General features: G+C 70.7%; 18 protein-coding genes. 11 read left to right on the top strand and 7 right to left on the bottom strand.

What is annotated here, in order from left to right:
• Positions 1-61 precede the first annotated feature (61 nt).
• The 6 genes from JOE48_RS24615 to JOE48_RS24640 are packed head-to-tail and all read right to left on the bottom strand — an operon-like array spanning position 62 to position 7,650.
• Positions 62-1,870 carry an alpha/beta fold hydrolase gene (locus JOE48_RS24615; RefSeq protein ID WP_210033642.1) on the bottom strand — a complete coding sequence of 603 codons (1,809 nt, stop codon included), beginning with the start codon at positions 1,868-1,870 and terminating at the stop codon, positions 62-64.
• On the bottom strand, positions 1,860-4,295 hold the full coding sequence (locus tag JOE48_RS24620) for a glycosyl hydrolase 2 galactose-binding domain-containing protein (RefSeq protein ID WP_210033645.1): 2,436 nt from the start codon (positions 4,293-4,295) through the stop codon (positions 1,860-1,862). Before JOE48_RS24620 ends, JOE48_RS24615 begins: the two co-directional genes overlap by 11 nt.
• 8 nt (positions 4,296-4,303) lie before the next feature.
• Complete coding sequence (locus tag JOE48_RS24625) at positions 4,304-5,275, bottom strand: DUF1839 family protein (RefSeq protein ID WP_210033647.1); 972 nt, start codon at positions 5,273-5,275, stop codon at positions 4,304-4,306.
• Between the two features lie 4 nt (positions 5,276-5,279).
• Positions 5,280-6,236: an amino acid--[acyl-carrier-protein] ligase gene (locus JOE48_RS24630; protein ID WP_245252948.1), complete on the bottom strand. Its 957-nt coding sequence runs from the start codon at positions 6,234-6,236 to the stop codon at positions 5,280-5,282.
• A complete protein-coding gene (locus JOE48_RS24635) occupies positions 6,236-7,399 on the bottom strand; it encodes an acyl-CoA dehydrogenase family protein (protein WP_210033649.1) in 1,164 nt (387 codons plus the stop codon). Before JOE48_RS24635 ends, JOE48_RS24630 begins: the two co-directional genes overlap by 1 nt.
• A complete protein-coding gene (locus JOE48_RS24640; RefSeq protein WP_210033651.1) occupies positions 7,396-7,650 on the bottom strand; it encodes an acyl carrier protein in 255 nt (84 codons plus the stop codon). Before JOE48_RS24640 ends, JOE48_RS24635 begins: the two co-directional genes overlap by 4 nt.
• A gap of 306 nt (positions 7,651-7,956) precedes the next feature.
• Between JOE48_RS24640 and JOE48_RS24645 the strand changes: the two genes are divergently transcribed.
• From JOE48_RS24645 to JOE48_RS24690, 10 genes are all read left to right on the top strand, one after another.
• Entirely contained in the window at positions 7,957-9,123 is a 1,167-nt protein-coding gene (locus JOE48_RS24645; protein ID WP_245252949.1) for an acyltransferase family protein, read from the top strand.
• 337 nt (positions 9,124-9,460) lie between these two features.
• Entirely contained in the window at positions 9,461-10,630 is a 1,170-nt protein-coding gene (locus tag JOE48_RS24650; RefSeq protein WP_210033657.1) for a glycosyltransferase, read from the top strand.
• A gap of 11 nt (positions 10,631-10,641) precedes the next feature.
• A complete protein-coding gene (locus tag JOE48_RS24655; RefSeq protein WP_210033658.1) occupies positions 10,642-12,843 on the top strand; it encodes a polysaccharide biosynthesis tyrosine autokinase in 2,202 nt (733 codons plus the stop codon).
• Positions 12,840-14,066 carry a glycosyltransferase family 4 protein gene (locus tag JOE48_RS24660; protein ID WP_210033659.1) on the top strand — a complete coding sequence of 409 codons (1,227 nt, stop codon included), beginning with the start codon at positions 12,840-12,842 and terminating at the stop codon, positions 14,064-14,066. The genes JOE48_RS24655 and JOE48_RS24660 overlap by 4 nt, the downstream gene beginning before the upstream one ends.
• 44 nt (positions 14,067-14,110) lie before the next feature.
• Positions 14,111-15,247 (top strand): glycosyltransferase family 1 protein, encoded by a 1,137-nt coding sequence (locus JOE48_RS24665; protein WP_210033661.1) that lies wholly within the window; start codon positions 14,111-14,113, stop codon positions 15,245-15,247.
• On the top strand, positions 15,228-16,475 hold the full coding sequence (locus JOE48_RS24670; protein WP_210033663.1) for a glycosyltransferase family 4 protein: 1,248 nt from the start codon (positions 15,228-15,230) through the stop codon (positions 16,473-16,475). Before JOE48_RS24665 ends, JOE48_RS24670 begins: the two co-directional genes overlap by 20 nt.
• Positions 16,472-17,809 (top strand): glycosyltransferase family 4 protein, encoded by a 1,338-nt coding sequence (locus tag JOE48_RS24675; RefSeq protein WP_210033665.1) that lies wholly within the window; start codon positions 16,472-16,474, stop codon positions 17,807-17,809. Before JOE48_RS24670 ends, JOE48_RS24675 begins: the two co-directional genes overlap by 4 nt.
• Positions 17,806-19,323, top strand: coding sequence for a lipopolysaccharide biosynthesis protein (locus JOE48_RS24680; protein ID WP_210033668.1), 1,518 nt, complete (start codon positions 17,806-17,808; stop codon positions 19,321-19,323). Before JOE48_RS24675 ends, JOE48_RS24680 begins: the two co-directional genes overlap by 4 nt.
• Positions 19,324-19,465: 142 nt before the next feature.
• Positions 19,466-20,734 (top strand): hypothetical protein, encoded by a 1,269-nt coding sequence (locus JOE48_RS24685; RefSeq protein WP_210033669.1) that lies wholly within the window; start codon positions 19,466-19,468, stop codon positions 20,732-20,734.
• A gap of 227 nt (positions 20,735-20,961) precedes the next feature.
• Positions 20,962-21,939, top strand: a complete 978-nt coding sequence (locus JOE48_RS24690) for an NAD(P)/FAD-dependent oxidoreductase (RefSeq protein WP_210033672.1) — start codon at positions 20,962-20,964, stop codon at positions 21,937-21,939.
• Positions 21,940-21,949: 10 nt separating this feature from the next.
• On the opposite strand, the gene JOE48_RS24695 is transcribed toward JOE48_RS24690, so the two are convergent.
• The gene (locus JOE48_RS24695; protein WP_210033673.1) at positions 21,950-22,201 is read right to left on the bottom strand and encodes a hypothetical protein; all 252 of its coding nucleotides are present in this window, start codon (positions 22,199-22,201) and stop codon (positions 21,950-21,952) included.
• 140 nt (positions 22,202-22,341) lie between these two features.
• Between JOE48_RS24695 and JOE48_RS24700 the strand changes: the two genes are divergently transcribed.
• The gene (locus JOE48_RS24700; RefSeq protein WP_210033674.1) at positions 22,342-22,671 is read left to right on the top strand and encodes a hypothetical protein; all 330 of its coding nucleotides are present in this window, start codon (positions 22,342-22,344) and stop codon (positions 22,669-22,671) included.
• The last annotated feature ends 79 nt before the right edge of the window (positions 22,672-22,750 follow it).

The raw sequence follows: 22,750 nt of genomic DNA on the forward strand, positions 1-22,750 counted from the left end.
GTCGTCCGCTGCTGCGCGTCACGCGGCAAAGCCGGCCCAATGCGTCCGATCGGCAGGAGGCTCATGTCCGGGCCACTGCGTCGAGGCGGATCTCGGAGACGGTGGAAGCCGGCCGCGCCGCCGGCACGCGCCGCACGGCCCGCAGCAGCTCGCGCAGCTGCGCCGCCAGCAGGGCCTGCGCCTCGGGCGAGCCGAGATTGTGATCCGCGCCGGCCACGACCGTCACCGGCGCGCCGAGGCGCCGGTCGGCCCGGCCGGGAAAGCGTCCGAGGTGGCGGCGCGCGGCGATCAGGCCGGGATCGCCGGCGCTGTAGAGCAGGCGGATCTCGGCGCCCCGGCGCCGGATGGCTGCGACGCGCCGGGCGACGGAGCCACCCGGGTTGATCGGGCGCCAGGCGCGGCGGACCCGCCGGAGCGCCGCGTCGAACCCGCGCCGCGCCAGGGCCTCGGCGATCGGCCGGACACGGATCTCGCCCCGGAGCAGGCGCCGCCAGGTCGAGCCCTGGGTGAGAAGTCCCGCATAGGTGGAGGCGCTCCCGAACGTCTGGCGGATCACGCGGTCGAGATCCTGCTCCGGGTCCCAGTCGAAGCAGTAGAGATTGATCAAGAGGGCGCCGGCGATCCGCGGATCCCGGCAAAGGGCCTGGAACGCCGCGTAGGCGCCACTGCACCCGCCCACGAGCACGATGGGGGCGCCCGCACCGGCGATCTGATCGACCGCCGCAGCGATGTCGGCGAACCCGTCCGGGGCGAAAAGCGGATTGCGGCCATCCGGACGATCCGCGCTGTCGCCGATCCCGCTCAGATCGAAGCGGATCGAGGCGATGCCCTCACTGGCCAGGCTCCGAGCCAGTGTCGTGGTCTGGCGCCCCCAACCGGAATGCACGCTCATGCCGGTCGAGACGAACACGATTATCGGCGCACTGGTCCCGGGCAGATGCGGCCCGCAGCGAATGCCGAACAGGCCCGGTCCGAATCGGGTCGGCTCCTCGTCCCAGGCGGAGCCCGCCAGGCGCGCCGGGGGAGGGGGTGGCGCAGCGCCTGCGGACACCGCCATGCCGTCTGTCGCGAAGCCCGTGACGCGCGCGAAGTCCGCAGCCGGGACGTTGGCGAAGATCGGGTCGCCGACCAGCTGGGCGAGCCCCGGAAACGGACCGGTGACGACGTCGCAACCCAGTGCGCCGAGGCGGGTTGCAAGCGCCTTCGTCTCGGCAGCGAGCAGGAGCATGCGCGGCGCCGGCGGATTGTCGATCCGCGCGAGATTTAAGTCGGCGAGATCGGCCAGGAACGCGGCCTCCATGCAGAAGCCGCCGATCGTCAGCGTGTCGGCTTCCTGGGGCGGGTTCGATCCGTCCGGCAGGCGTCCGATCGTCTGGGCGCGCAGACGCATCTCGCGCAGGTACGCGTGCCCGCTCTTCACGGGCGCCAGCAGAACGAGCCGGTCCACGGATTCCTGTTCCGCCGCCAGTGCCGCGAGGGTCGCGCCGAGGCGAAGCCCGACAAGCACGACCTCCGTGACTCCGGTCGCGCGGCGCAAGTAGCCGATGGCTTGGCGGATCGCCGCGACGCAGGACGCGACGCGCGCCTCGCCGGGATCGGCGGAGTTGCCCTCGCCGGGATAGTCGAAGCGCAGGGTCGGGCAGCCCGCGCCCGCAAGCGCGTCGGCAAGCACCCGCCAGGGCCGGTGGGCGGCCATCTGCTCGAAGCCGAAGGCTCCGCACAGAACGACGCCTCGCCGGCCCACCGCCGGATGAAGCCAGCCGAACAGACCATCGAACGTCACCGGCTGCGGCGCGCACGGGCCGGAGGGCGTCGTCGCCCCTCGAAACTCAGGCGTCGTGATCTCAGGCGTCGTGATCTCAGGCGTCATGGCCGAATTCCACGATCTCGCTGCTGTTGATCGCGCAGACGCTGCCGCGCGGCAGCCGGTCGGCGCCGGGGAACGCGATGGTGCGCGTCGTGCCGGGCGCGAGATGAAAGCCGTTGTCGGCGGGGTGCGCGCCCGGGGCGCGGATCCGCACCGCGAAGGCCAGACGCGCCGTCGAGATGCGCAGCGCCGGACCGGCCCCTGCAAGCACGGGCTCGGCCGAGAGACCGATGACCTCGCGGAGGCTCGGGCGCGGGCCGAGGAAGTGGAAGCTGTCGGCCACGACCGTCCCGTCAGGCTCGCTGAGCCGTGCATGCGCAAGGTCGTGGATCCGCGGTCCGAACCGATAGCTGTCCGTCGCGTCGAAGAATCGGCCGAGCAGGTCGGCGGACGACAGCGTCAGCGCCGCATGGCCGTCCAACACAAGGTCGCGCTCGGCCCGGGCCGCGACGCGACCGCCGACGTCGCAGAAGGTCAGCGCCACGGTCAGCGCACGCGGCGTAGGCCTTTCGTTGATGACGTGGAGGTGGAGGCCTTCGAGCCCCTCGTCGGTGAGGAAGACCTGAACGGGCCGGAAGGCGCGCTTCAGGGCATACCACGCCGATTTCGGGCGCCGCGCCCAGTCGATGACACCCCAGCCCGCACCCGGCCCGAGATCGCTCAAGGACAGGACGAGGCCGCCCGCCGTCCGCGAGCGTGGCCGGCGCCACTCCGCGAAGGTCGCCTCCATCGCCTCGGCGACGGCCGCCTGGCCGAGTTCGAGGTAGCGGTCCGGATCGCTTGTGCGCAGCCCGGCCGGATCGACGCCGAAGAGGCGGTCGACGTAATGGTCGCGCACTGTCTCGAAATCCCAGTCGGCGCCGCGGTCGCGGGGGATGCCGGCCGCCCATCGCGGATCGGCCGGCCCGACCGGACCCAGGGTCTCGGGATCGGAGGGATTCGAGAACGCGAGGCACTCGCTGGCGAAGCCAATCTCCGCGCGACGGGCATCCTCGAGGGGCCGGCGATAGGCGCCGACGCCGAAATAATGGGTGCAGCCCGCGCGCGGCAGGAACGGCAACGCACCGCCGGACGGCGAATTGGGTACGATCACGAGGTCGGGACGTGACGCCGCCGCGAGCGCCGGCAGGGTGGTCTCGCAGAACGCGTCGGCCCAGACGGCGCGCGGCGCGCCGAGCATCGCGGCCTGCTGCCAGACCTCGCTGCCGCCGCAGAGCACGCAGAGCGACGGCGCGGTCTGGGTCCGGTCGAGGAAGCCCGTCACCTCCCGGGTCAGACGGGCGGCGAAGTCCGGATCGTCGTGCGGATAGTCGAAATTGGCCAGCATCAGATCCTGCCAGACCAGGATGCCGGCCTCGTCGCAGAGATCGTAGAAGTCGGTTGAGGGATACAGCGTCGTGCCGGGAACACGCAGCATGTTCATGCCGGCCTCGCGGACCAGCGCGAGCAGCGTCCGGGTTCCCTCCGTGCCCAGGCCGACGAGGTCCGGCGGCGTCCAGATGGCGCCGCGGCAGAAGACCGGCACGCCGTTCACCGCGAGCGACAGGCCCTCTTCGAAAGATCGGGTCAGCGACAGCGACCGGAATCCCACCGGGCCGAGATCGAACAGCGCGTCGCCGACACGCGCCGCGACCGGATGGAGATGCGGTTCGCCATGCGTGTGGGGCCACCACGGCGCGATGCCGGGCAATTCCAGCACGCCGGTAAACAGGCCCGGCTCGGCCTCGGTGAGCGCCATTTCGCGGCCGCCGCACAGGAGGACGACGGCGCTGACACCGCCGTCGATCCGCAGACGCGCGACGAGGCGGCCGGTCCCGTCTTGGAGCCCGGCACGCAGGTCGGCCGCCGCAAGACCGGGGCGGGCGCGCTCCAGGGTGATCGGCCGATACGGCCCGACGAGATCGATCTCCGGGCACCAGCCCGGCATGAACCCAACTGCGCTGGTGCGCACATGGCGGAGCGATCCGGGCGTGATCATCCGCGGCCGCCAGCGTCCGCGCTTGGCCGGACGGTCGAGGTCCGCGCGGAGCGACCGGAAGCAGATCGCGAGCTCGGCAGGACCGTCGAGATCGATCGCGACGGAATGCGCCTCGAACATCGAGCGGCTGCACAGGATCAGAGCGTCGTCGAGCCAGATGTCGGCCAGCGTCGCCAGACCCTCGACGTTGAGGCGGAACCGGCCGACGCCTTGAAGGCGGGTCCGGTACCAGACGTCACGGTCGTGGATCGGCTCCGGTGCCGTCTCGGACCAGCGGCCGGCCGCGAGCAGAGCCGATGCCGCGGTGCCGGGCACCTCGGCCGCGATCCAGTCGGTGACGCCGCCGAGGTCGCGCGACTCCCTGCAGGCGCCGGGCGGCGTCACGGCGAGTTGCCAGGGCCCCTTCGGAGCCTGGGGCACGCGGCCGTCGACGCTGCGGATGCGGGCCATCGGCGTCCTCAGCGGCCGAGCGCCCGGTCGAGCAGCGCGAACACGCGGGCGTAGGTCTCGGCGGGGCGATCGAGGCGCGGCGCCAATCCTGCAGCGCTACGGCGGTGGAAGGCCCGCGCGAGCTGGAACTGGAAAGCCTTCGCCTCCCGGCTCAGGTCGGCAGCCGCCTCCGCGGCGGATGCGAAGTCGCCGGCGCCGCTTTCCCGGAGCCACGCGAGGTGGCTCGCGAGCATCTCGAAATTCGCGCCGAGCTGCCGGGTCGTGTTGAACGCATAGGCGTGGAACACGCTGAGCGGCCGGCAGACCAGCCCGTCGGCCGTGGCGGCGAGGGAGTCGCGGAAGGCCAGGACGGGATTGTGCTGGGGTGCGCGGGCGCGGTGCCGGACCAGAAGGTCGAGGGCCGCGCCCGGCAGGGCGGTTGCCGTGAGGGGAGGGGCGACCGCCTTCACGAACTCGGCGTAGGGCGGCAGCGCGGCGGGACCGAAGATACCGGCATAATCCGCCCCCGAGAGCCGGAAACGGCCGGCATTGTGGAGGTAATCCAGCTCGCCTGCGGCCGGATCGAGCGCCAGGATGCCGATCGTCGTCTTGCCGTGGTCCCGACCGTAGGTCGTCCCGTGCGTATCGGGCAGGTAGAACGCGTCGACCTCGACCAGGACCGGCCGACCCGTGCCCACCTGCATCAGGGCGTGGGATTCCAGGTCCCGGTAGACCGCGAGTTCCAATACCTCGAGCCCGTAGAGGTCCTCGATATCGCCGGGCGGCGGCTTGAAGAAGGTGAACTGGTCGCCCTCGAAATCCTGCCGCAGGGTGAAGCCCAGCATCGCCTCCGGCGCGAGGCCGCGGCCGTGCAGCAGCTCGATCCAGAGGTCGACGTAGCAGTTGGTCTCGGGCCAATCCCGACCGGGATCGTGCAGCGGGTGCGGGACATATGGCCCGGCCGGCGCGAGCCCGGATGGCAGACGGAGGGCGGCGGTCACGCCGTCAGCCCCACAGCGCGGCGCGCACCGGCTCGGGCCAGGCGGCGAGGTCGAGGCCGTGGTGACGCAGCAGCGCCAGCGTGATCCGCTCCAGGCCGAAGCCGACGCAGGCCGTGTGGGCGACAGCGCCGTCGGATTGACGCAGCTCCCAGGTGCTGCCGAAATGGTCCTGATGGTAGTTGAAGCTGAGACAGGCGGTCGGCTTCTCGACGCTGTTGACCGGGACGTTCAGCTCGAACTTCAGCCCCTGCGCCCGCTGATTGTTGGCGAGCATCCGGCCGGCCCGGCCGAAGAACGGGTCGTTGGCGGCGTCGATCGCGACCGGCAGGCCGAGGTCGCGCATCATCGCGGTGCCGCGCTCCAGCCAGGATTCACGGAAGGCCAGAACCTGCTCGGGGCTGCCCATGCGCACGTATTCGCGCATCCGGAACAGCTGCATCCGTGTCGGCTCCAGCGAGGGCTCGCGCCGGAAGCAGTAGGATTGCAGATCGAACAGGCGGCCCTCGGCCGGGAGCGCTCCCCGGGCGGCGGCGACCGGGTAGAGGGGGTAGCAGGCGGCCGGCGTCAGCACGACGTCCGTGGCCTCCTGCTGACCCGTCCAGTCCTGCCCGGCCTCGACGCAGGCGAGGATCTCGGCATGGCCCGCGGAGTCGCCGCAGAAGCTGTGAATGGTGCCCGCGAGGTTCGGGAAACCCTTGAGGTAGCCGCTGCGCTCGAAGGCCGGCCGGCTCATGCCCGGCGGGAACCGCATCACCTCTGCGCTATCCGCGTCACCGACGCGGGTGATCAGCCGATCGAGGGCCTCGACGACGCTCTCGAAGGCGCCGCTGCGGCCGTAGAGGCCGTCGACGCCGGTGCGGATCAGCAGGCCGTGATCGAACAGGCGGTCGAGGAAGGTCGGACCGCCGGCCGGCTCGTCCTCGAGCAGCACGTCGCTGGGGGGAGGGGAAAGCGATTCCATCACGCGCTCATGAGCTGGCCGCTGCCCTTCTGCACGAGCAGAAGCTTGGCGGTGTTGGCGAGGATGCGGTCGTTGCCGATCATCAGCGGGGCGGACAGGACGTCGCGCAGCGGTCGGCCGAGGCTGAAGGGCGTGTCGTTCCTGTATCCGGCGAGCCCGACGATCGTGAGCGCGCAGCGCACGATGTCGACGGCCATGTCGGAGACGGTGACTTTCAGATTGTTGAGCATGACGCAGAAGCCGACGGAGCCGATCGTGTCGACATCCCCGTGCGCGTCCTCGAACCGACGGAGTGCCGTGACGATGGTGCCGCGCATCGCCTGATGCGCGTTGGCGACCTCGGCAAGGCGCAGAGCCGTCGGCGGGACCTGCCCGGGCCGGCGGCGCGCCTCGGCCTGCACGGACGCGCGGGCGCGGTCGAGGGCGTAGGTCGCGATCCCGTACCAGACGCTGCTCCAGAGCAGGTGTGACGAGGCCAGCATCGACTGGGCGGCGATCTCCGCGAACGGCTTCGGCAGGATCTGCTCGACGGGAATCTCCCGGGCTTCTAGGCGGAAACCCTCGCTGCAGGTCCCGCGCATGCCGAGCGTGTCCCACCCCCCGGTGCGCGTTAGCGCGATCTGGTCGGCGAAAAGCGCCACGAGCACCTGGTCGGAGGTCGCGGCGTCCGGGTTGCGCCGGGCCGTGGCCAGGATCAGGTCGGCCTGGGCCCCGTAGGAGATGACCGACGCGTCCTTGCCGAGGGCGAAGACCTCGCCGGTCGCCTCCACCGCGCAGAGGCTGTTGCGCAGGTCGCCGCCGATGCCGGCCTCGGTTGTCGAGGAGGCGACGAGCAGCTGCTCGCGCGCGATCCGCTCCATGAGCCGGCAGTGCCAGGCGCTGTCGAGCCCGTGGGTGACGAGGCTCGACACCTTGATGTGGTGCATCGCGAAGACCATCGCGGCCGCGCTGCAGGCTTGGCCGAGCGTGCTGCAGAGCTCTGCGATCTGCGTGAGCCCTGCGCCTTCACCACCGAACTGTCCGGGGATCTGAAGGCCCAGAAGGCGCTCGGCTTTCAGGGCAGCGACCGCCTCCGCCGGGAAGCGGCCCTCGCGATCGACAGCGTCGGCGTGGCGAGCCGCCACCGCCGCCGCCCGCTCGGCACGCGCGGCCAGGGTGCTCATGCGGCTTCCCGATTGATCAGGGTGGACACGGCGTCGCGGATCGACCGGATCGTCGAGAACGACTTGCGGTTCAGGAGCGCGTCGGGGAACTCGACATCGAACCGCTCCTCCAGGGCCAGCATCAGCTGGACGGAGCCGAACGAGTCGAGCCCCCTGTCGAACAGGCTGTCGTCCTCGGAGAGCTGATCGGCCCGTCCGGCGAACGCTTCGTTCGATTCAAGGATGTCGCGAATGTCTTGGGTGATGTTCAAGGTGGGCCTCCGCGCTTCGATTTAAGACACACTATTGATTTGATTCTATCGACGTCAAATAATCCATTTGTTAATAGTAAATATGAGCCATCTTGATGGGGCAGCAGGCCGTGCCGGAGGCCGCTGGCCGGGGCAGTGCGAGCGCCCCACTTTCAGCGCCGACACCTTTCCAATGACTTTCTGTCGAGCCGTTTTTATTGTCTCTGCACACAAATGGATGTGATTACGCCTCGCGATGAGTGAAATGCCGTGTTCTCACAACGCACGGTGGCAGCCTATTCAGCACGTTTCCTGAGAATCCGTGACTTGTCCGGCCCCGCTCTCGCATGGTGCCGCGGTCTCGCCCGGGCCGGGCGGATCGAGACCCGCGGGTGGCCGACGCGCATGATCTACAACCTGCAAGTCCTGCGCGCCCTCGCGGCCTACCTCGTGTTCCTGCTGCACTTCAGCCTCTACGCCGGCCCGGTCCTGCCGCGGCCGGACCTCCTCGCCTTCGGCGCGGCCGGCGTGGACATCTTCTTCGTCCTGTCCGGCTTCATCATGTTCGTCAGCACGAGCGGGCGCGCCGAGCGCCCCGGCGCGTTCCTGGTGCGGCGGGCGGCGCGCGTCGTCCCGGTCTACTGGCTGGTCACCCTCGGCCTCGCCCTCATGGCACTGGCCGGACTGAGGCCCGTCGGGATCGTGGAGTTCCGGCCGGAATACCTGCTGCAATCGCTGGCCTTCCTGCCGTTCTCACGGGGCGGCTACATTGAACCGCTGAACTCGGTCGGGTGGACGCTCAACTACGAGATGTTCTTCTATGCAGTCTTCGCGGCGCTGCTGCTGATCCCGACGGCCGCGCATCGGGCGCTGGCGGCGGCCGTCGTTTTCCTTGGCTTGATCCTGCTCGGGCTCGTCCCGATGCCGGGAATCTACTGGGCGTTCTACACGAAGCCGATCGTGATCGAGTTCGCGTTCGGAATCGGGCTCGGCTACGCGTATGAGCGCTTTGGCCATCCGCCCGCCAGGTTTCCGGTCCGACGCATCGCCAGCGTGGCCTTCCTCGCAGCCGCGCTTCTGCTTCTCGGCGGACAGGGCGGCGCCTATGCCCTGGGCGTGAGTCCCGAGCTGCAGGGCTTCTACCGGCCGCTGGTCTGGGGCTCCGCGGCGGTCCTGATCGTCGGCGCCATGCTCCTTCTGGAGCGCGCCGGAATCGTGCTGCGTGCGCGCTGGTTGTTCGCACAGGGCAACGCCAGCTACTCGTTCTATCTGATCCACAACGTGCTGCTGCACAGCGCAGCCAAGATCGTGTCGGCTCTGGTGACACCGGGCATCGTGAGCGCCGCCCTGATCTTCGTCAGCGCATTCGCGGCGGCGGCGCTCGTCGGGGATCTGCTGTTCCGGTCCGTCGAGAGACCCGGGAGCGCGGCCCTGCGGCGGCGGTACGAGCGACGGATCCGTCCCGCATCCCTGCCGAGCGCGCTCACCCCCTGATCCGGGATCGGCGGCACGGGCGTCGGCGAACGCAGCCCTGTCCCGCAGGCACCGCACGGCATCGGCCAGCCTGCGCGCAACGTGGACGGCCGGATCGCCTGGACGGGACAGAGATCCGAGCGGAATTTAACCTTAATGCAGCGCTTAAATTAACACTACTATCGCAGTTTATGGGTGGCTTGACATCGCTCTGCAGATTTCAAGTTCGTATTGACTTCTTTTTTATCGTCCTGGTCCCTAGTATCTCTGTGCGCGCCGGTCAGAGACATCGACCGGTCTGAGACTCCGGGACGGAACCGCTTCTCCCAGCGTCCGGCACATCCACGAGGAAGCTGCGATGCGTGTCGCGATTGTTCACGACTGGCTGTATGTCGTCGGAGGCGCCGAGCGCGTCCTCGAGCAACTGCTGAGAATCTACCCCGGCGCCGACGTGTATGCGCTGTTCGATTTCCTGCCCGAGGAGGATCGGGCACGGCTCGGCTACGAGCATGCGCGGACCAGCTTCATCCAGCGCATGCCCTTCGCGCGGACCCGGCACCGGAACTACCTGCCGTTGATGCCGCTCGCGATCGAGCAGTTCGATCTGGCCGGCTACGACCTCGTGATCTCGAGCAGCTACGCGGTGGCGAAAGGCGTCCTCACCGGGCCGGACCAGCTTCACGTCTCCTATGTCCACTCGCCGATGCGTTACGCCTGGGACCTGCAGCACACCTACCTGCGGGAAAGCGGCTGCGACGCCGGCATCAAGAGCGTGATCGCCCGCCTGATCCTGCACCAGATGCGTTTGTGGGACGTCCGCACGGCGTCCGGTCCGAACGCGCTCGTGGCGAATTCGGCCTTCGTGGCGCGACGCATCCAGAAGGTCTACGGCCGCTCGGCCGAGGTGATCCACCCGCCCATCACCCTATCGCGCCAGCGCTTCGAGGGACCGCGCGGAAACCACTTCCTCGTCGCCAGCCGCCTCGTTCCCTACAAGAATGTCGAGGCGGTGGTCCGCGCCTTCGCGCTGCTGCCCGACCTCGAGCTCGTGGTCGCCGGCAGCGGTCCGGATGCCGCGCATCTGCGGGAGATCGCCGGGCCCAACGTCTCCTTCTCGGGCTTCGTCTCCGACGACGAGCTGCGCCATCTCATGGCGACGGCCCGTGCCTTCATCTTTGCGGCGGAGGAGGATTTCGGGATCATCGTGCTCGAAGCCTCCGCCGAGGGCACGCCGGTCCTCGCGCTCGGCCGCGGCGGCGCCCGGGAGACGGTCCAGGTGCGCGGCCCCCATCGCACCGGGATGTTCTTCGAGACGCCCGAACCGCAATCCATTGCGGATTGCGTGCGCGGCTTCCTCCAGCAGGAGGGACACTTCAGCCGCGAGGCGTGTCGTGCTCAGGCCGAGCTCTTCTCGGCCGAGCTGTTCCGGGCCCGGTTCTCGACCTTCGTCGACGAGCAGATGGCGCTTCACCGGGCCTCCTGTGAGACGCGGCCGCGCGTTCTGCCGCGCCTCGAAGCTGTCGGCTGAGGGCAAGGCAGATGTCGTTCCTGACTGTCGATATGGCGAACCGGGTCCCGGCCCGGGCCTCCGCCGCCCCCGCGGGGCCGGACCGCCGCGGCACGCTCGCCGCGCCCCTGACGCGGATCTGGCGGCGCCGCTATCTGTTCGCGGCGGTGTTCACGCTCGTCCTCGCCCTGGCGGCGACCGCCCTGATGATCATCCAGCCGCAATACGTCGCGACCGGCTCGGTCATCGTTGCGGAGGCCGAGCCCGGCGCCCACAACGCCTCGATGGCCTGGATCCAGAAGCTCGGCGATCCGGCCGACATCGAGAGCCAGATCCTGGTGATCCGTTCGCCGCGGCTGCTGCGGCTCGCCATCGACAGCGGCCTGCCCGCAGCGGTGATGGACGAGTGCCGCTATGTCGCCACGCGGGGTCGGCCGGAGGAGATCTCGGAGTCGAAGCAGGCGGCGTGCACGACGCTGACGAGCAATCACGACGCGCTGGTCGAGTATCTGCTCAAGCGCTACACGGTCACCAGCTCCGGACGCTCGCGCATCATCACCATCGCCTACAGGTCGCCTTTGCCCGAAGTGGCGAAGACGATGGCCAATGCGCTCATCAACGCGTTCCTCGAGGATCAGCGCGAGGCGCAGGCCTCGAGCCGCAAGGCCGCGTCGGACTGGCTGCACACCGAGATCACGCAGCTCGACGCGTCGATCCGCGGGGACGAGACGCGGATCCAGACCTATCGGCGCCGCAAGGGCCTGCTGAAGGGGTCGAGCGCTCCGATCAGCGCCGAGCGGCTCACCAGCATCAGCCAGCAGCTCAACGCCGCCGAGGCCGCCAAGGCCGACGCCGCCGCGCGTCTCGGCGAGATCGAGAGCCGCGGCGGACGCGGCGCCGAGAGCGCCCCGGCGGTCCTGGCCAGCCAGACCGTCATCGCCCTCAAGCAGCAGCTCAGCACCGTCAGCGCGCAGCTCTCCAACCAGAGCACGCTGCTCGGCGCGAACCATCCGGCGATCCGGGCGCTCGTGACCGAGCAGACCAGCCTGCGCGAGCGCATCGAGCAGGAAATCACCAATGTCGCGCGGGGCCTGCGCAAGTCCTACGAGGCCTCGAACGCCCTCGCTAAGTCGCTGCGCGCCCAGCTGGACACCGCCAAGACCGAGGCCGCCGCCGCCATGGACGACGAGGCCTCGATCGAGGGCATGGTGCGCAACGCGGAGATCAAGCGCACCCGCTACGCCGACTTGGTGAAGCGGGCGGGCGAGCTGGAGACCGAGCGGCGCATCCTCACGGGAAGCACGCGGCTGGTCAGCCTGGCCGAACTGCCTCAGGAGCCGTCCTCGCCCAAGGCCGTGCCTTTCGTGGCGGGCGGAATCGTGCTCGCGGGCGTCCTGGCCGCGGCCGCGGCGCTGCTGCGCGACTCCACCGACCAGCGGGTCCGCACGCCGTCCCAGATCCTGGCCGGCACCGGCGCTCCGGTCTTCGCCCAGCTGCCGTACCTGGAAGCCCCGGGCCTCGTCGGCCGCTTCTCCGACCGGCACCGGGAGCTTCAGCTCGCCGAGGCCCTGGACCGGGCGCGGGTCGAGCCGCTGATGCAGAACGTCCTGCGCAACCTGCACGCACATCTGATGCTTGCCGGCGGGAGCGAATCCCGGGTCGTGCTCGTGACCTCGTCGAAGCCCCGCGAAGGCAAGTCGTTCACGGCCTTCGCCCTGGCCGGCATCGGCTCGACCGGCGGGCGCCGCGTGCTGGTGGTCGAGTGCGACCTGCGCCGGCCGAACTTCGAGGCGTCGCTCGGGCTCGGACGCGGGCCGGGGCTCGGCGGGATCCTGCGCGGTGAGATCGACCCGGCCGAGGCCGTCGTCTCGGCCGGCGCCTTCGACGTCATCCCGGCCGGAACGCCCACCCCGGATTCCACCGAGCTGCTGATGAGCGCCCGGATGACCGACTTCCTGCGCTGGAGCCGTCGCTACGATCTCGTCCTCCTCGACAGCCCGCCGACCAGCCTGCTGATGGACGCCGCGATGCTCGCCCGTCACGTGGACGGCGTGCTCTGCTGCACCCGCTACGGCCACTCGCAGCTGTCCGACACCGTCGAGACCGTGGCGAACCTGCGTCAGGCTGGCGGACACGTGCTCGGTATCGCCATGACCATGGTGAATCCCGGCCGGCAGATGACCTACGACGCGATGCCGCTCCCGGAACCCCGCCACGCCGGGGCCGCCCGATGACGGGTTCCTGTCCCGCGGACGGGCTCCCGGAGCACGGCACCGCGCCCGGCGCGTGGGTCGCCGGGCCCGGACGCAGCACCCGCCCGCGCGTCCTGTTCGTGAGCCACACCGCCACGATGTCGGGGGCGGAGCTGGTCCTGCGCGACGCCGTGCGCTCCTGGACGGACGCCAAGGCGTTCCTGTTCGAGGACGGCGCGTTGGGTGAGGCCCTGCGCGATCTGGGTCTCGAGACGCGGGTCGCTCGTCGCGGAGCCGGTCTCTCGAGCCTGCGCCGCGACGCATCCCCGGTGCGGGCGCTGCCCGTGCTGAAGCGGCTGGCAGCCATCGCGGTCGAGATCTTCGGCGCGACGCGCGATTGCGACGTGGTCTACGCCAACTCGCAGAAGGCCTTCCTGCTCTCGGCGCTGCCCGCGCGCTTGGCCGGCCGCCCGCTCATCTGGCACCTGCACGACATCCTCGACGGCGCCCATTTCGGCCGAATCCAGCGGGCCGTACAGGTGCGCCTCGCCAACGCCTGCGCGGCCCGGGTCATCGTCCCCTCCCGCGCAGCGGCGGACGCCTTCGTGCGCGCCGGCGGGCGGCGCTCCCGGGTCACGATCGTGCCGAACGGCCTCGATCTCGACCTGGACCCGCGCGGGCCGACCGCGCTGCGCGCGGAACTCTGCCTGCCCGCGGGACCGCTCGTCGGCGTGTTCAGCCGCCTCGCGCCCTGGAAGGGGCAGGACGTCGTCATCGACGCCCTGGCGGCGCTTCCGGGCGTCCGCTGCATCGTGGTGGGCACGGCTCTGTTCGGCGAGGATGCCTATGCGGCGGAACTTCGCGCGCGCGTCGCGGCGCTGGGCCTCTCGGACCGCGTGCTGTTCCTCGGCCAACGGGCCGACGTTCCCCGCCTGATGCAGGCGGTCGACGCGGTCGTGCACCCGTCGGTGGATCCCGAGCCGTTCGGCCGGACCCTCGTCGAGGCGATGCTCGCCGGCGTGCCGGTGATCGCCACCGACGCGGGCGCCTCCGCGGAGATCCTGGACAACGGCGCGGCCGGCATCCTCGTCCCGCCCCGGCGGCCCGATCGCCTCGCCGCAGCGCTCGCCGACCTGTTCGAAGATCCGGACGCTGCGGCCACGCGCACCCGACTGGCCCGCACGCGGGCGCTGTCCCACTTCGGGGCCGCCGCCATGCAGCGCGACCTCGCGAAGCTGATTCTTCAGGTTTCTGCCCGACCCTGACGGGCGGGCCATCCTTCTCTCACGACCGAGTCGCCAGAGCCGCCATGCCGCGCGTCCTCGTGAACATGCCCAGCCAGTTCGCCAGCCGGCCGTCGGGCGTCGCGCTCGTCGCCTTCCGGGTCATCGCCGGGCTGGTCGCGCGCGGCACCTTCGAAATCGTGCTCCGCTCGCCCTGGAGTCGCGACCAGTTGCCCCCGGCGATCCGGGACAGGGTTGCGGTCGTCACGGTGCCGCGCCCGCGCATCATGCTGCTCGACGTCCTGCGCCAGGCCGTCACGGTTCCGGCGCTCTGCCGCGCCCGCGGCATCGACGTGGTGTTGAACGCCGATCCCTACGGCGCCGCGTTCGGCGCGCGGGCGCGGGTCAGCGTCGTTCACGACCTCTATTTCCGCACGATGCCCGACCGGATCGGCTCGCGCGAGGCGCTCACGACCGATCCGATCTTCCGCCTCGTCCTCGGCAATAGCGCCCGGGTGATCGCCGTCTCGGAGACGACCCGGCGCGACCTCGGGCGCTGCTACCCCTCGCTCGCCGGCCGGACCGACGCCGTGCCCTCCGCGCCGATGCTCGACCCGGCGATTGTGGATGCGGCCACCGATATCCCCGCGGGACCGTTCGTACTCGCGGTCGGGAACGCGCTCTACAACAAGAACTTCGCGACGCTGGCCCGGGCCGTGGCGGCGCTCGGGCGGGCGGATATCCGCATCGTCCACGTCGGCGAGGACCCGGACGAGACGATCGCCGCCGCCCTCGACGGCGCCCCGGTGGCGCTGACGCGCCTGTCCCGGATCGGCGAGGGCCGGCTGGCCGCCCTCTACCGGGACGCCCTTTGCCTGTGCGTGCCGTCCTTCGCGGAGGGCTTCTGTCTGCCGGTCCTGGAGGCGCAGGCGCTCGGCTGCCCGGTGATCTGCTCGGACCGGTCGGCGACCCCGGAGATCGCGGGCGCGGGTGCGCTGACCTTCGACCCGGCCGATCCCGCGGCACTCACCCGATGCCTGTGCCGTCTGCTCGACGAGCCCGGCCTGCGCGACACGCTGATCGCGCGCGGGCACGACAATGTCCGGCTCTACAGCTGGGCCGAGACCGCCCGGCGCTACGAGGCCGTGCTCCTCGATGCCCTCGCGGAAGCCAGTCGCGCGACGCCCGCCCGGGAGGTGCCGCATGCGCATCCTGCACCTTAGCTCGCTCTACCCACCCGAGCAGGTCGGCGGCGCCGAGCTGATGGTCGAGACGCTCGCCCGCACGCAGGCCGGCCTCGGCCACGCCGTGGCGGTCGCCTGCGCGTCCCGGCAGGTCGAAGCGCCGGTCCGTCAGGACGGCGTCGCGGTTTACCGGATGGGCTACGGGACGCCGTTCCACATCCTCGACTGGCCGCAGCGCGGACGCCTCGACCGGCTCCGCTACAAGCTCGCCGCGCAGTGGAACCGGCACAGCCTCGTCCAGCTCAGCCAAGCGGTGCGGGATTTCGAGCCCGATCTGGTGAACACCCACTCGCTCTCGGAACTGCCCCCGGCGGTCTGGCCCCTGCTCCGACGGCTCGGCGTGCCGGTGGTGCACACGCTGCACGACTTCACCAGCCTCTGCACCAACGGCGCGATGACCCGCCACGGCCAGGCCTGCGCGGGGCAGCATCTCAAGTGCCGGCTCTACGCGGAGCCGCACCGCCGGTGCCAGCGCGCGGTCTCGGCCGTCGCGACCGTCGGCGCGGATCTCCTGGCCCGCCATCGCGCCGCCGGCTTCTTCGACGCGGTCCCGGCGGATCTCCAGCGGGTGATCTGGAACCCGATCGAGCCGGGCTTGCCCGCGAACCGTCGGCCCCGGGCGCCCGGTGCGCCGGTCACCTTCGGCTTCCTCGGGCGCATCGAGGCCAGCAAAGGCGCCGACATCCTGTTCGACGCCTGCCGGCTGCTCCCGGCACAGGGATGGCGCCTCGCCGTCGCCGGGCGCGCCGTGGACGGGCTCGACCGCTATCGCGCCCCGACGGAAGGTCTGCCGGTGTCCTTCCTGGGCCACGCGGAGCGCGATGCCTTCCTCGACGGGGTGGATTGCCTCGTCGTCCCACCGATTTGGCCCGAACCCTTCGGCCGAACGGTGGCGGAGGCCTACGGGCGCGGCGTGCCGGTGATCGGGACCGCCATCGGCGGCATCGGCGAGCAGATCGGACCGGGTCCCTGGCTCGTCCCGCCCGGCGACGCTCCCGCGCTCGCGGCCGCGATGGCCCGGATCATCGCGGAGCCCGCCTGCCTCGCCGACGGTCTGGCGCGAGCCGCCGTCATCCGCGACGGCACCGACCCGGCCAGAGTGGCGGCCGCCTACCTCGACCTCTACGCCGCCGCCCGCGCCGCCACCCAGTCAGCCACGGTCCTGGCCTCTTCCGGCCGCCCGCAACTCAGCGAGTTCCGCCCATGACGGCCTCCTCCCTGGCACCGGCCTTCGCACGCAGCCTGCTGGACAGGGGCCACGCCTCCGCCTCCGGCGCAGCGGTCGATGGCACCACGCATCGCGCCGTTACGGGACCGCTCCGGATCCTGCATCTGAGCGCCCTCTATCCGCCCTACATCGTCGGCGGCGCCGAGCGCTCGGTGGAGCACCTCGCCGAGGAGCTGGCAGCGGCCGGCCACAGCGTGGCGGCGGCCTGCATCGCCCGGGAGCCGGAGCCCAAGGCCGTACGCGGCGGCGTCACGGTTTACCGGATGGCGCACCACAACGATTTCTGGCTGGAGGACTGGCCCAAGGCGAGCCGGGTCGGCCGCGCCTGGGCGAAGCTCAAGCAGCAGTGGAACTTCGCGGTCGCGGCCGAGTTCGGGCGGGTCCTGGACGATTTCCGGCCCGACATCGTCAACACGCATTCGCTCCTCGACGTCTCGACCCTGGTCTGGCGCGAGGCCGCCAAGCGCGGGATCCCGATCGTCCACACGGTCTGCGAGTACGACCTGATCTGCGGCAACGCCGCGATGTTCCGGAACGGCAAGCCGTGCGACCGGTGGCACCTCGGCTGCAAGGTGGTCAATGCCGGCAAGCAGATCACCAATCGCTCCGTGGACGCGGTCGTCAGCGTCGGCACCGAGATCCTCAAGACCCATGCCGATCACGGGCTGTTCACGCACCTCGCGCCGGAGCGCCGCCGGGTGATCTTCTATTCCTGCACGGTCCCGGACGGCGATGCCGAGGCACGGCGCCGCATCGACCGGTCGGCGCAGCCGATGACCTTCGGCTATCTCGGCCGGATCAACGTCGAGAAGGGGGTCGGCACGCTGATCGACGCCTTCCGCCGGATCGGGCCCGGCAACTGGCGCTGCCTCGTGGCCGGCCACGCCATGGACGACTCGATCGAGCGCTTCAAGGCACAGGCCGCCGGCCTGCCGATCGAGTTCGTCGGCTGGGCGAAGCCGGCCGATTTCCTGAGCGCGCTCGACGTGCTGGTCGTGCCCTCGTTCTGGGCCGAGCCGTCCCCGCGGACGATCTACGAGGCCTACACGATGGGCGTGCCGGTCATCGGTGCCGCCTCGGGCGGGATCCCCGAGCTGATCGGCGAGGACAATGCCGATTGGTTGTTCACACCGGGGGACGATGCCGATCTGGCGGCGCGGCTGCAGGCCGTGATGGCACGGGGCCGCGGCGACCTCCCGGACGAGCGCGCGTTCCAGCACGTCATCCGCGAGTCGACCTCGGAGCGCGTCGCCGAGAAGTACCTCGACCTCTACGCCGAACTCGTCGCCGAGCGCCGGGCGGCTCGTTCGTGAGCGCCGGCGCACCGGTTCTGACCGAGGCCGCGGCGGCCGCAGATGCCTCCGAGAACATCGCGGGCCTCGGCGCCGGTGCCGACGTGACCGGCCGCTCCTTCGACGCGGCCCGCTGGGTGGCGCTCGCCTCCGTTGGCAACGTCGTCCTGAGTTTCGGGGTATTCCTCGTGCTCGCGCGCCTGATCGGGCCGGCGGAATTCGGCATGGTGGCGATCGCCGCCGTGTTCATCGACATCCTGCAGATCGTCGCCCGGTGCGGACTGCCGGACGCGGTGGTGCAGCGGGCCGATTGCGACGAGGATTTCGCCGCCACCGCCTTCTGGGTCATGCTCGCGGCGGGCGGCCTGTGCATGGCGGCGCTGGTCGTCCTGTCTGGGCCGATCGCCTGGATCTTCGACCTGCCGGAACTGCGCCCGGTCCTGTGCGCGCTCTCGGCCTGCTTCGTGATCACCGCCGCGGGGGCCATCCACGAGGCCCGCCTGCAGCGCAGCTTCGGCTTCCGCAAGCTCGCCCTGCGCGCCCTCGGCGCCAACATCCTGGGTGGCGCGGCCGCCCTGTCGCTGGCCTTGGCCGGGTACGGCGTCTGGAGCCTCGTGATCCAGCGCCTCGTGGCCGCCACAGCGACGACGCTCCTGACCTGGGCGGCGTCCCGCTGGATCCCGGCACGCCGGGTGAACGTCGCGGCCGCGCGCGCGCAGATCGCCTTCGGCTCGCGGGTGTTCTGCACCTATCTCCTGCTGGTGGTATCGATCCGCAGCCAGGAGGTGGTCGCCGCCTATTTCCTCTCAGCGACCGATGTCGGCTATCTGCGCCTCGCCTGGCGCTGCATCGACCTCGTCAGCCAGGTCGCGGTCATCCCCCTGACCACGGTCGGCCTGACCACCTATGCCCGGCTTCAGGACCGGCCGGCGGAGCTCGCGACGGCCTTCTACGGCTTCACCGCGGCCTCCGCCTTCGTGGCGGTGCCGGCCCTGTTCGGCATGGCGGCCGTCGCCCCGACACTGATCCCGTTCCTGTTCGGCGATCAGTGGCACGAGGCCGCCCCGGTGCTGCGGATGCTGGCGCTCCTCGCGCCCGAATTCGTCGCGACCTCGATGCTCTGGATGATCTTCACGGCGCTCGGACGCAACGGAACGGCGCTGCGGCTCGCGGGGGCCCAGTTCGGCCTTGGCGCGCTCGCCTCCGTCGCGACGGCCCCCTTCGGTCTCGCGGCGCTGGCGATCGGGCATGTGGCGCGGGCCTACCTGTTCTCGCCCGCCATCGTGATCGGCGCGGGGCGCTTCGTGCCGGTGAGCAACCGGCATCTCGCCCGGGTGCTCCTGCCGGTCACGGCCTGCGCGACGGCGATGGCGGGCTTCGTCCTTGTGGTCCAGGCCCCGATCCACGCCGCCCTCGGCGACCGGCTCGGCCTGTTCGCGGCCGTCGCAATCGGCGTCCTGGCCTACGCGGCGTTGGCCCAGACTTTCATGCGGGACACGGTCCGCAGCGCTGTCGGCTTCTTCATGCGCCGTTGAGCCTGATCTGCACGCTCCGCCAACCTTTATCGGCGAGACTGTGCGTGCAGGGCCGCCATCGGCCGGTCCGGGTTGCGGAGACTTCCGCCTCGCCCGGCGCCGGCCCTCGGCGGCGCATCGCGCGTTCGGACGGTTCGGAACGATGATGGGACAGGCGCTGCCGATCCGGGACGAGGCACCGGCCCTGTCCGCCGCCGCCGACCGCGCGGCCGTGTTCCTGCTGGGCCTCGCGCTCCAATTCAACGTGCTGACATCGAGCTTCGGGCTGCCGTTCCAGCGCCTGTCCGACCTCCTGCCGTTCCTCCTCATTCCCTGGCTGGGGCTGCGCCGCGCGGTGATCGCGGAAGCCCTGCGCAACGTTGCGCCGATCGGCGCCATCGTCGTGCTGCTCGGCGCCTCCATCGTGCTGAAGGCCCACCAGCAGGGCGGCGACGTCTACCTGACGCTCGTGCTGCTGCTCTACGTCGTCCAGGCGTTCATCTTGCTGGTGCTGTTCCGCGACCGGCGGATCGAGAACGCGTTCTGCATCGGCCTCCTCATGGGCATGCTGGCCTCCCTGGCGGTGCTGTTCCTCGCCTCGACGGGCGCATCCCTGGAGCGCTTCGGCCTCGCGGTTCCGCTGGACGGCGTCGACGAGGAGCTGAAGCTCTTCTTCCAGGACAAGCTGGGCGGCCTCTGGATCTCCGGCAACGAGACGGGCCACGTTTTCGCGCTCGGCGGCGCGGCCGCTCTGCTGCTGAGCCTGCGCTACCGCCTGCGGGTGATCTACCTCGTCTACTTCGCCGCGCTGCTGGCAAGCTTCCCGCTGACCAACAATCGCGCCGGCCTGTTCATGCCGCTCTTCGTCCTGGCCGTGCTGATGCGGCGCAATCTTCGACCCTCACTGGTCCTGGCCGTCCTCGGCGTGCTCGGCGGCCTGCTCCTCGCCTGGTCGCTGACCGGCGAGATCCCGCTGCCCGGGACGCTGGCGCAGGCGATCGAGCGGCGCTTCACCGAGGACACCAACGTCGCCGGCAATGCCGACGAGCGCTTCCTGTCGGGCATCACCGCGCTCCAGCTCGTCGTCGAATACCCGTTCGGCCTCGGCGAGGTCGCCCGGCGGGACGAACTGCGCGCGCTGACCGGCCTCGTGACGCCGCACAACGCCTTCGTCTCGCTCGCGCTGCAATCCGGGATCGCCGCGGCGCTGCTGCTGATCGCCGGGCTGGTGCGGATCCTTCTGGCGCCAGCCGTCTCCGGCCCGCTTCTGACCTACAGCGCCCTGTTCCTCATCCCGTCGATGATGTTCGAGGAACTCTCGGTCAATCAATACTTCCTGTTCTTCATGGCGTTCGTTCTCGCATCCTGGGCGATCTCGAACGAGCCGGACCCGGAGCGCGCCTACGCGGTGACGGCCCGGGCCGGATCCTAGCGACGGGGCCTCCCCGCCGGGACCCTGCGCCCGGACTCCGCCCGGGGGGAGGGCGGGTTCCCCACCGGTGACGCGGCCGGTAGCGCAAAGGATCGGCGCTGTCGGAGGATCCGTCTTCGGCGGAGCGGCGCCGCCGATTTTGACCCGGGCCGCGCCGGCAGAACGGGGAACCCCGGGCGGCCCGAACGGGTCGTTGGCTCAGATGCGTCATCACGTTCGGATGGGCCATGCCGCAGGACCGGCTCTCGGCGGGGCGACCGCTCGACTGCCTCATCGTCGGCGGCGGGCCGGCCGGCCTGACCGCGGCGCTCTACCTCGCGCGTTTCGGCCGCAGCTGCCTCGTGGTGGATGCGGGCCGGTCCCGGACCGGGTGGATTTCGGTCAGCCACAACATCCCGGTCTTCGCCGACGGAATCTCGGGCACCGAGATCCTCGAACGTCAGCGCGCGCACCTCGCCCGCTACGGCGGGACGATCCTGCCAGGGCTCGTCACGGACCTCGCGCGGGGGCCGGACGGGTTGCGCGCCACCGTCCGGGCAGAGGGGCAAACCGGCACCCGCACGATCGAGGCCCGGCGGGTTCTCCTCGCCACCGGCGCCGAGGATGTCGAGCCGGACCTGCCCGACCTGCCGGACGCGATCCGGCGCGGGCTGGTGCGCTACTGCCCGATCTGCGACGGCTATGAGGCGCGGGGCAAGCGCATCGCCGTCATCGGCCGCGGCGACCGGGGTCTCGGCGAGGCGGTATTCGTGGCGCGCACCTACGCCCAGGACGTGACGCTGCTGACCCTGGGCCAGGATCTGCACCTCGACGGAGCGGCACGCAAGCGTGCGCGCGACCACGGCATCGCGGTCGTCCATGCGCCGGTCGTCGGCCTCGATATCGAGCACCGCCGCATCACCCTGCTGCGCACCGCCGACGGCGCGGAGCACCGGTTCGAGGTGCTGTACTCGGCCCTCGGACTGAAGCTCCGCTCCGACCTCGCGCGCGCCCTCGGCGCAGAGCACGACGGCACGGGGGCGCTTACGGTCGACGAGCACAACCGGACGAGCGTGCCGGGACTCTACGCCGCCGGCGGCGTGGTGCGCGGGCTCGATCAGGTGGTGGTGGCGATGGCGCACGGTGCCGTGGCCGCCACCGACATCCACAATCGCTGCGAGCTGCCCACCGAGGAGGAGCCGGACGGCCCGCTCCGGCGGCGCTGAAGGCCTTCGGCTACCGGGCCGCCCGGGTCAGCGTCAGGGTACCCCGGAACGGCTTGGACGTGTCGTTCAGGCTGGTGCAGCCGAACGGGTACTGACCCGCAGCGTTCGTCCGCGCACGGATCTCGCCCTTGCCGTTCTGCTTGACGGTATAGCCCTCGTTGCTCGCCACGTGCACGACGTCGCCATCGTGATACAGCACGTTCTTGGTCTCGTAGATCTGCGGCGCCGTGAGGACGAACTGGGTCGTGGAGCGGTTCTGCACCTTAAACATCCTTGCGTGTGGGTTTATACAGAAACCGGATTCGTTCCCGCCGATTGATCGACCATCCCCTGCTGCTTGTCCCTCGGTTTACGGGCCAAGACGGTAGCCGCAGTCGCGCATTGCCGAACCAGAGACATCAAATGCGCAATCCAGCCGCGGCCTTGGCCGTGCTCCTTCCCATGACGCTGCCGTTGACCCTGTCAGCCAGCGCTTTCGCCCAGACGGGCGTGCCAACCGGACCGGGTCTCGTCGGCCCGCGTACGACCGGTGCCATCACCGAGATCCGGCCGAATACGCCCGGGAACGATGCCGACCTCGTCATCGCGCCGGGCGCCACCGGGGCCGAGACGGTCACCACGACATCGGCCGCGAGCGGCAACTCCGGCCAGGGCGACGGCCAGTCCCCGGTGTCGGCCGAGACCTGTGCCGTCACAACGCCGGGGCTCGGCGGGCGTGCCGTATCGCCTTAATCGGGCATCAACCAAAACAATAGAGCTGTTGATCGAAGCAGAGACTTTTGCGATCCTGAAGTTCACAGCCTCTTAGCAT

Origin of the sequence: Methylobacterium sp. PvR107, assembly GCF_017833295.1 — a bacterium.
Lineage (GTDB): Bacteria > Pseudomonadota > Alphaproteobacteria > Rhizobiales > Beijerinckiaceae > Methylobacterium.

What these genes read in the sequence shown, in the direction of transcription:
- JOE48_RS24665 (WP_210033661.1), top strand. Translation starts at nt 14,111, where the DNA reads ATGCCGCGCGTCCTCGTGAACATGCCCAGCCAGTTCGCCAGCCGGCCG.
- JOE48_RS24635 (WP_210033649.1), bottom strand. Translation starts at nt 7,399, where the DNA reads ATGAGCACCCTGGCCGCGCGTGCCGAGCGGGCGGCGGCGGTGGCGGCT.
- JOE48_RS24650 (WP_210033657.1), top strand. Translation starts at nt 9,461, where the DNA reads ATGCGTGTCGCGATTGTTCACGACTGGCTGTATGTCGTCGGAGGCGCC.
- JOE48_RS24685 (WP_210033669.1), top strand. Translation starts at nt 19,466, where the DNA reads ATGATGGGACAGGCGCTGCCGATCCGGGACGAGGCACCGGCCCTGTCC.
- JOE48_RS24655 (WP_210033658.1), top strand. Translation starts at nt 10,642, where the DNA reads ATGTCGTTCCTGACTGTCGATATGGCGAACCGGGTCCCGGCCCGGGCC.
- JOE48_RS24630 (WP_245252948.1), bottom strand. Translation starts at nt 6,236, where the DNA reads ATGGAATCGCTTTCCCCTCCCCCCAGCGACGTGCTGCTCGAGGACGAG.
- JOE48_RS24670 (WP_210033663.1), top strand. Translation starts at nt 15,228, where the DNA reads ATGCGCATCCTGCACCTTAGCTCGCTCTACCCACCCGAGCAGGTCGGC.
- JOE48_RS24660 (WP_210033659.1), top strand. Translation starts at nt 12,840, where the DNA reads ATGACGGGTTCCTGTCCCGCGGACGGGCTCCCGGAGCACGGCACCGCG.
- JOE48_RS24620 (WP_210033645.1), bottom strand. Translation starts at nt 4,295, where the DNA reads ATGGCCCGCATCCGCAGCGTCGACGGCCGCGTGCCCCAGGCTCCGAAG.
- JOE48_RS24700 (WP_210033674.1), top strand. Translation starts at nt 22,342, where the DNA reads ATGCGCAATCCAGCCGCGGCCTTGGCCGTGCTCCTTCCCATGACGCTG.
- JOE48_RS24690 (WP_210033672.1), top strand. Translation starts at nt 20,962, where the DNA reads ATGCCGCAGGACCGGCTCTCGGCGGGGCGACCGCTCGACTGCCTCATC.
- JOE48_RS24675 (WP_210033665.1), top strand. Translation starts at nt 16,472, where the DNA reads ATGACGGCCTCCTCCCTGGCACCGGCCTTCGCACGCAGCCTGCTGGAC.
- JOE48_RS24615 (WP_210033642.1), bottom strand. Translation starts at nt 1,870, where the DNA reads ATGACGCCTGAGATCACGACGCCTGAGATCACGACGCCTGAGTTTCGA.